Annotated in this window: 6 protein-coding genes; 2 read left to right on the top strand and 4 right to left on the bottom strand. The window is 54.6% G+C overall.

Annotated features, from left to right (window positions below; translation table 11 throughout):
* Together B2Z72_RS01060 and glpK are read right to left on the bottom strand one after the other, a co-directional pair.
* Window positions 1-975 (bottom strand): GGDEF domain-containing protein (locus B2Z72_RS01060; RefSeq protein ID WP_297004006.1); only part of this gene is annotated, 975 nt, incomplete at its 3' end.
* A gap of 171 nt (window positions 976-1,146) precedes the next feature.
* Window positions 1,147-2,637 carry a glycerol kinase GlpK gene (gene glpK, locus B2Z72_RS01055; protein ID WP_296985949.1) on the bottom strand — a complete coding sequence of 497 codons (1,491 nt, stop codon included), beginning with the start codon at window positions 2,635-2,637 and terminating at the stop codon, window positions 1,147-1,149.
* Between the two features lie 251 nt (window positions 2,638-2,888).
* Here glpK and B2Z72_RS01050 point away from each other — a divergent pair, with 251 nt between their 5' ends.
* Window positions 2,889-3,812: a LysR family transcriptional regulator gene (locus tag B2Z72_RS01050; protein ID WP_296985950.1), complete on the top strand. Its 924-nt coding sequence runs from the start codon at window positions 2,889-2,891 to the stop codon at window positions 3,810-3,812.
* A gap of 249 nt (window positions 3,813-4,061) precedes the next feature.
* On the opposite strand, the gene B2Z72_RS01045 is transcribed toward B2Z72_RS01050, so the two are convergent.
* A complete protein-coding gene (locus tag B2Z72_RS01045) occupies window positions 4,062-5,579 on the bottom strand; it encodes an ATP-binding protein (RefSeq protein WP_296985951.1) in 1,518 nt (505 codons plus the stop codon).
* Window positions 5,580-5,635: 56 nt separating this feature from the next.
* Window positions 5,636-6,376, bottom strand: a complete 741-nt coding sequence (locus tag B2Z72_RS01040) for a response regulator (protein ID WP_296985955.1) — start codon at window positions 6,374-6,376, stop codon at window positions 5,636-5,638.
* 395 nt (window positions 6,377-6,771) lie between these two features.
* Here B2Z72_RS01040 and B2Z72_RS01035 point away from each other — a divergent pair.
* Window positions 6,772-7,747, top strand: a 976-nt coding sequence (locus B2Z72_RS01035) for an ATP cone domain-containing protein (protein ID WP_297004004.1), incomplete at its 3' end; no start/stop codon positions are given.

Here is a 7,747-nt window from a genome sequence, read left to right as displayed (position 1 = left end):
GCCACGCTTGGCATCGTACAGCAGCCGGTCAGCGCGGTTGATCAGCTCGTCACTGCTCTCTCCGCTGTGGTATTGCGACACCCCCGCAGAAACGGTCAGTGGCAGACCGGCGCTGGAGAAGGATTTTTTCATCACCGCTTTGCGCAGACGCTCCAATGCTGGCCCGGCTGTATCCAGTGTCAGGCCATTCAGCAACAGTACAAACTCTTCACCGCCGTAACGTGCAACCAGATCAACCTCACGGACGGAATCGCGCAGCAGCCGCGCCAGCTCCACCAACACTTCATCGCCGACTTTATGGCCATGCTGATCGTTAATCTGTTTAAAGTGATCGATATCGACGAAAGCCAGAACAAACGGCAGGCCTTCGCGGTTGGCCAATGCCTGACGTCGCTCCAGCGAACTCAGCAGGTAACGGCGGTTATACAGGCCAGTGAGCTCATCACGGACAGCCAGTTCTTCGATGCGCCCCATGGCCTCGCGTAACTGGCGGTTCTTGCGCCGGTAGGCTTCACGCAGCACACCGATTTCACGGCCAAGCAGGCTGTAACTCATCAGACTGATCAGGAAAGCCGCGCCAATAATCAGTTCATATCCGGCCACCAGCATCAGGCGGTTCTGATGATGCAGCACCAGGACAACCGTGGTGTAACCGGCCATGGTCAGCAGCGCGATGCCGAGAAAGCCACGCCAGCTCAGACGGAAAATGCCATACGGCAGGATCATCAGATAGGCCAGCAACACCAGAGCACGGCAGTCGTAACACAGCAGCAGGGTATAGGAGAGGAAGATCACGGCCCAGATCATGACCAGCAGAGTAATACCGGGGTCGGTGAACGACTGGGTGCGGCCGGAGGCGATAAAGTAGAGCATCACACCCTGCCCCAGCCAATACAGCACGATGCCACTCACCAGAGCAGGCAGGTAAGCGGCTGCCGTCGTCAGCGCCTGGATCAGGAAGAGCAGTGAAAACATCAGGGCCCCGGCACTGGCGAGCCAATGTCGCCGGACAATATCCTGTTGAATCCTTTCCATAGACTGCTCTGCCATGACATCCCGTGAATCAATTGCTTCGATTATATATGTCCTGCTGCGGCAGACTATGTCATTTCGCGTTATGTCACGATCGCGGCAGCTGACAATTTTTTATCCGGCGCTGCGTACCCGTTCCACAGCATCGCGCCAGCCCTTATAAAGTCTGGCGCGGGCGTCATCATCCACCGCAGGCTGGTAAGATTTATCGTCCTGCCATAAATCCGCCACTTCGGCCAAAGAGGAATAAATGCCCACCTGCAGCCCGGCCAGGAAGGCGGCACCCAGTGCAGTGGTTTCAGTCACTTTCGGACAGGCAATCGGAATACCAAGGATATCGGCAAGAAATTGCACCAGCCATTGATTAGCGACCATGCCACCGTCGGCGCGCAGGTTCTCCGGACGTATGCCGTCCTCGCGCATGGCTTCCAGCAGATCTCGGGTCTGGTAACACACCGCCTGCAGACCGGCTGTAACGATTTCTTTAATACCGGTATCCCGGCTGAGGCCAAGAATAGCACCGCGGGCTTCGGGATCCCAGTAAGGCGCCCCCAGACCGGTAAAGGCCGGTACCATATACACAGGGTTTTCATAGCCGGTCTGGTGTGCCAGAGATTCACTTTCACTGGCATCACGGATCAGCTGCAAGCCGTCACGGATCCACTGAATCGTGGCCCCAGCCATAAAGATCGAACCTTCAACCGCATAGGTCACTTCGCCGCCCAGACGATAGGCTACGGTAGTGAGCAGACGATGATTGGAGCGCACAGCCTCAGCGCCGGTGTTCATCACCACAAAGCAGCCGGTGCCATAAGTACTCTTGGCCATACCCGGTTCAAAACAGGCCTGACCGATCAGCGCCGCCTGCTGATCGCCGGCGACTCCACCAATGGGGATTGCGTGGCCCAGCAGATCAGCGCGAATGCTGCCGAAGTCAGCGGCACTGTCTTTTACTTCGGGCAACATAGCGGCTGGAATATTCAGCAGACGCAGCAACTCTTCATCCCAGCATTGCTGATGAATGTTAAACAGCATGGTACGCGAAGCATTGGTGGCATCCGTGGCGTACACCTCACCTCCGGTCAGATGCCAGAGCAGATACGTATCCACCGTTCCAAACAGCAGTTCGCCGTTTTCGGCCCTGGCACGGACACCTTCAACCCCGTCCAGCAGCCAGGCCACTTTGGTGGCGGAAAAGTACGGATCAAGCAGCAGTCCGGTACGTTCACTGATCAGCTCTTCAATGCCGTCGTGCTGCTGTTTCAGCTGCTGACAGAACGACGCCGTACGGCGGTCCTGCCAGACAATGGCATTGTGTACCGGCTCACCGCTGTTGCGATCCCAGATCAGGGTGGTTTCACGCTGATTGGTAATGCCGGCGACACGGATATCTGCGGCACTGATCCCGGCGTTTTCTATTGCATCCCGGGCTGCCTGCAGGGTGCTTTGCCAGATATCAGCAGGATTGTGCTCAACCCATCCCGGCTGAGGAAATATCTGCGGAAATTCATGCTGGCCAACGCCACAGATCCCGCCGCTGGCAGAAAAAATAATGGCACGGCTGCTGGTCGTCCCCTGATCAAAACTCAGAATGTAATCAGACATCAGATTCTCCTTTATTACCCTGCATCTTACTGTCTGCGGCGGACATCTCAAACGCCTGTCACAGCTGCAGGGCATCCCGGCACAGCAGTAACAGGTCATTCTGCGCTGCAGCTGGCGGATAAAATCACATCAGCAGAACCCGCTGAATTAGCTATAGTTTCTGACTGGCAGCCTTCTGAGCTTCCCTCTGGCGTCATGAAAAGTTAACATGCAAAAATCATTTAGCTTGAACTCAATTCATACGGAAGCCTATGCTTGATATCAAACACCTGCGGACTCTGGCAGCACTGCGTGATGGTGGCACTCTGGTCGAAGCCGCCCGGCGTATGCATCTGACACAATCCGCACTGTCTCACCAGCTGAAAGATCTGGAAGACCGTCTGGGGTATTCGCTGTTCCTGCGCAAAACCAAGCCACTGCGCTTTACCCGCGCCGGGCTGGAATTACTGCAGCTGGCCGATGATGTGCTGCCACGTATGCAGCAATGCGAACGCAATCTGCAGAAAATATCCGGCGAACGTGCCGGGCGACTGCATATGGTGCTGGAATGCCACAGCTGCTTTGACTGGCTGATGCCAGCCATCAACGCCTTCCGTGACCACTGGCCGGAGGTTGAAATTGATCTCAGCACCAGCTTTAACTTTGAGCCCCTGCCCGCTCTGATGCGTGGCGATGTCGACCTGGTGGTAACCTCAGACCCGGCCGAAACCGAAGGCATTTATTATCGCCCACTGTTCCGTTATGAGTCCCTGCTAGCGGTTGCCAATCAGCATCCGCTGACCCAGAAAGAGCGGGTAATGCCGAGTGATCTCAGCAATGAAACCCTGATTCATTACCCGGTAGACCGTAAGCGTCTGGATATCTTTGAATACTTTCTGACTCAGGCCGGGGTAGAACCGAAGTCAACCCGCCAGACAGAACTGACTCTGATGATGGTACAACTGGTTGCCAGCGGGCGTGGTGTCGCCTGCCTGCCTAACTGGGCGCTGCAGCCTTACCTCGACAGTGAACTGATCAGCGCCTGCAAACTGGGCAATAACGGTGTACGCCCGACCCTGTACGCAGCGATCCGCGCTGAACAGAAAGAAGCGCCCTATATCAAAGACTTTCTCAGTCAGGCGCTGGAGAACTGTTTTAACCACCTGGCCGGGATTGAACCGGTGGCCGAGCCATGATCAGCGGCTCACAAATCACTGGCAAACAGGCATAAAAAAAGGGCTCAAAAAGAGCCCTCAAATAAGCGAATAATTCGCTACATTCTCACCACGTCTCCAATGGATACGCACCGCCATCATGCTCCGGACCGGGTAAACCGTCTGTAGCGTGTCGGTATCAATCTGTAACCATTTGTAGCTATTGCCACGAATTGCATAACAGCTGGCACAATCGGCCCGGCATGCATTAAATATCCGGGCAGAAAGTGATTAATCCTGATGACGGCGCGGCCAGATCAGACTGAATTTAGCCCCGCCCAGAGCCTCGCTGCGGCCCACCATTGCCCGGCCACCATGCCAGTATGCAATACGCCGCACAATCGACAGCCCAAGCCCATAACCACCGGAACTGCGGGTGCGGCTGTCATCGAGGCGGGCAAACGCGGTAAATACCCGGTTCCATTCTTCCTCCGGAATGCCTGAGCCGTCATCTTCCACATCCACACGGCAAATATCCGCACCGATACTGCAATTGACCTGTACCGCCGATTTGGCATAACGGCCGGCATTGCCCACCAGATTCTGGATCGCCCGGTGGATGTATCTGGGTTCAATTTCAGCACTGCCAGCATCGTCCGGATTCATGCCGACATAAGACACCCGCACATGGGCCGGAGGTCTGGCCTCTTCCACCACCTGTAATGCCAGATCGGCAACATTGGCTTCCTGAAAATCGAGCAGCGGACCACCTTCTTCCAGACGCGCGTAGGTCAGAATTTCATCAATCAGTTCGTCCAGTTCCTGAATGTCCGAATCCATGCCGCTCAGCTGCTTGCTGACAAACGGGTCATCGGCCACATCCTCAATGATCTGCATACCAAAGCGGATACGGGCTACCGGCGTGCGTAACTCGTGGGAAACCGCACGCACCATTTCGCGCTGAATCGAAATCAGCCTTTGTATGTGCTCTGCCATCTTATTGAACGCAACACCCAGGCGACTGACCGGGTCCCCACCATGAATGGCTACCCTGGCATTCATATGGCCCTGAGCAAGACGGCTGGTTGCCTGCTCCAGCTTACTGAGGCGCATCTGGAAAGAATTCACCACCCAATACACCCCAAGCCCCAGCATCATAAATATGATCACCGTAATAACGGCAATGGCCTGCCATGAGTACGGATTAAAGGCTTCAATCGGTCCCAGCCGCAGGGCTTCCTGACGCCCCGGCAGTTTGGCCAGCGCTTCCGCCTTGCGGCCTTCAATAGAAATACGTGCCAGCACATCACCAAAATGGATGCGCGCATGATCCCCCTCAGACAACAGCAGGGAATCGAGTGGCACCACCGACAGCGGGAAGCTGAAATGCGGCTGCATACGGGCGAGAAAATCTTCAATACTGATGCCTGACCGTTGCCAGTCTTCCAGCAACATGTAGGCCGTGGCCTGAGCCTGAATTTCAGTGACGGTATCGATCTGAACTTCCAGCAGTTCATCATCGCTCAGGGTATGCAGCAGACGTGCGGTACGGCCGTGATTGACGCTGTCGACCAATACCTGTCCACGGGCCAGGCGATCACGCTGATATTCGTCCCGGGGGCCCTGTGAACGGGGTAATATGCGGATATCGGCATCGAAACGTGCCGACAGTTCAGAGATGGCATCCGGATCCTGGCGCAGCCTTTGAGCAAGCAGATACAGACTGCCAGCCACCATTTCTTCGTTGAACTGGGCGGTCCTGACCACGTTAACCAGCTGCAGCGCGGCGATACTGATCACCGCTACCATCAGCAGGGCCGCAACCAGCCCAGTGTAGACCCGGATAAAAATAGGCTTTCTCCTGCTCAGATTTCCTTAACGAACAGGTATCCCTTACTGCGGACTGTTTTGATGCGTTTCGGGTTCATCGGATCATCACCCACTTTCGGACGGATACGCGATACCCGCACGTCAATGGAGCGATCCTGACCGTCATACTCGATGCCGCGTAACTGATGGAAGATTTCTTCCCGTGTCAGTACCCGGCCAGCACTGCTGCTCAACAGCCACAACAGATCAAACTCAGCACTGGTGAGATCAATGCTTTCACCGTCCAGCCAAGCTTCGCGCATGGCACTGTCGACCACCAGGTTGCCAAAGGTCAGACGGTTTTCTGAGCTTGATTCCATTTCCTGCTCCGCCGGTACTTCACGCACGCGGCGCAACAATGCACGGATGCGCGCCAGCAGAACGCGTGGACGAACCGGTTTGGCCACATAGTCATCTGCACCCATTTCCAGCCCCAGTACCTGATCCAGATCTTCGGTACGGGCCGTAAGCATCAGAATCGGTCCTTTATAGTAAGGACGGACAATACGGCACACGGCGAGGCCGTCTTCGCCAGGCAGCATCAGATCCAGAACCACCAGATCCGGCTGTTCGGTTTTGATTCGTTCAATCGCCCGGCTGCCGTCGCCTTCAATTGAAACCTTGAGACCGTTGCTTTCCAGATAGTCTTTGGTGAGGGTCGCCAGACGCTCGTCATCTTCGACAATCAGAATGCGCCAGTTCTCTTCCGGATTATGACCGTGTTCATGATTCACCATGGGGTCTTACCATTCCTTACTCAGGTGGAATGCGGAGGACTTCCGCAATCATCTGGTTATAACTCTAGACGCTGTTACGCTTTGTTGCATAGTAACTAATTCAGTCTTTTTTTGGTAAGTTTCAATGCTTTGAATGACTTAGAAAATCCAATCACATCCTGTCCACGAACTACGCACAAGTTATCCACATGCCATTTACATAACCCACAATATCTTGGGGTTGAATTCATACTGCCACCGCATTATCTTGTGCTTCTGCTTTAAAATACGTCGGTAACTCAGTTACTTAGACCGGCTCTACATCTAAACCAGAGCCGCCGTCAAGCATTTTACGGATCCCCACAAAACATCAGGGACAGATGGAGTACTTTCCCTTGAATACAGGCACAGAAACCATGAGTGAGCTAAAGGTCACCAAACGTGACGGGACCCAGGAATCCCTTAATCTGGATAAGATTCATAAAGTTGTTACCTGGGCTGCAGAAGGGCTCAACAATGTGTCAGTCTCAGAAGTCGAGTTGAAGGCACATCTGCAATTTTTTGATGGCATTCAGACTTCTGAAATCCATGAGACCCTGATCAAAGCCGCCGCTGACCTTATTTCGGAAGAATCACCCGATTATCAGTACCTGGCCGCGCGCCTGAACATCTTCCACCTGCGCAAAAAAGCCTATGGCCGCTTTGAGCCGCCAGCGCTGTACGACCATGTAACAAAACTGGTCGAGAGCGAGCGCTACGACCGCCACCTGCTGGAAGACTACAGTGCCGAAGAATTCGCTGCGATGGATGCCTTTATCGATCACAGCCGTGACCTGAACTTCAGCTATGCCGCAGTAAAACAGCTGGAAGGCAAATACCTGGTTCAGAACCGCGTCAGCGGTGAAGTATTTGAAAGTGCACAGTTCCTTTACGTGCTGATCGCAGCCTGCCTGTTCGCCGGTTACGACAAAGAGCGCCGCCTGGACTTTATCCGCCGTTTTTACGACGCGGTATCCACGTTCAAGCTGTCTCTGCCTACTCCTATTATGGCCGGCGTCCGTACTCCGACCCGCCAGTTCAGCTCCTGTGTACTGATCGAAGCCGGCGACAGCCTGGATTCCATCAACGCGACCTCCAGTGCCATTGTTAAGTATGTTTCACAGCGTGCAGGCATTGGTATCAATGGCGGCCGTATCCGTGCACTGGGCAGCCCGATTCGCGGTGGTGAAGCTTTCCACACCGGTTGTATCCCGTTCTATAAACACTTCCAGACCGCAGTTAAGTCCTGTTCTCAGGGCGGTGTGCGTGGTGGCGCAGCCACTCTGTTCTACCCGATCTGGCATTATGAAGTAGAAAACCTGCTGGTTCTGAAGAACAACCGCGGTGTTGAAG

The sequence above is a fragment of the Thalassolituus sp. UBA6592 genome, from assembly GCF_002433655.1.
Lineage (GTDB): Bacteria > Pseudomonadota > Gammaproteobacteria > Pseudomonadales > Oceanobacteraceae > Venatoribacter.
Note: the sequence above shows the minus strand (reverse complement) of the source record. Positions and strands in the feature narration are given on the sequence as shown.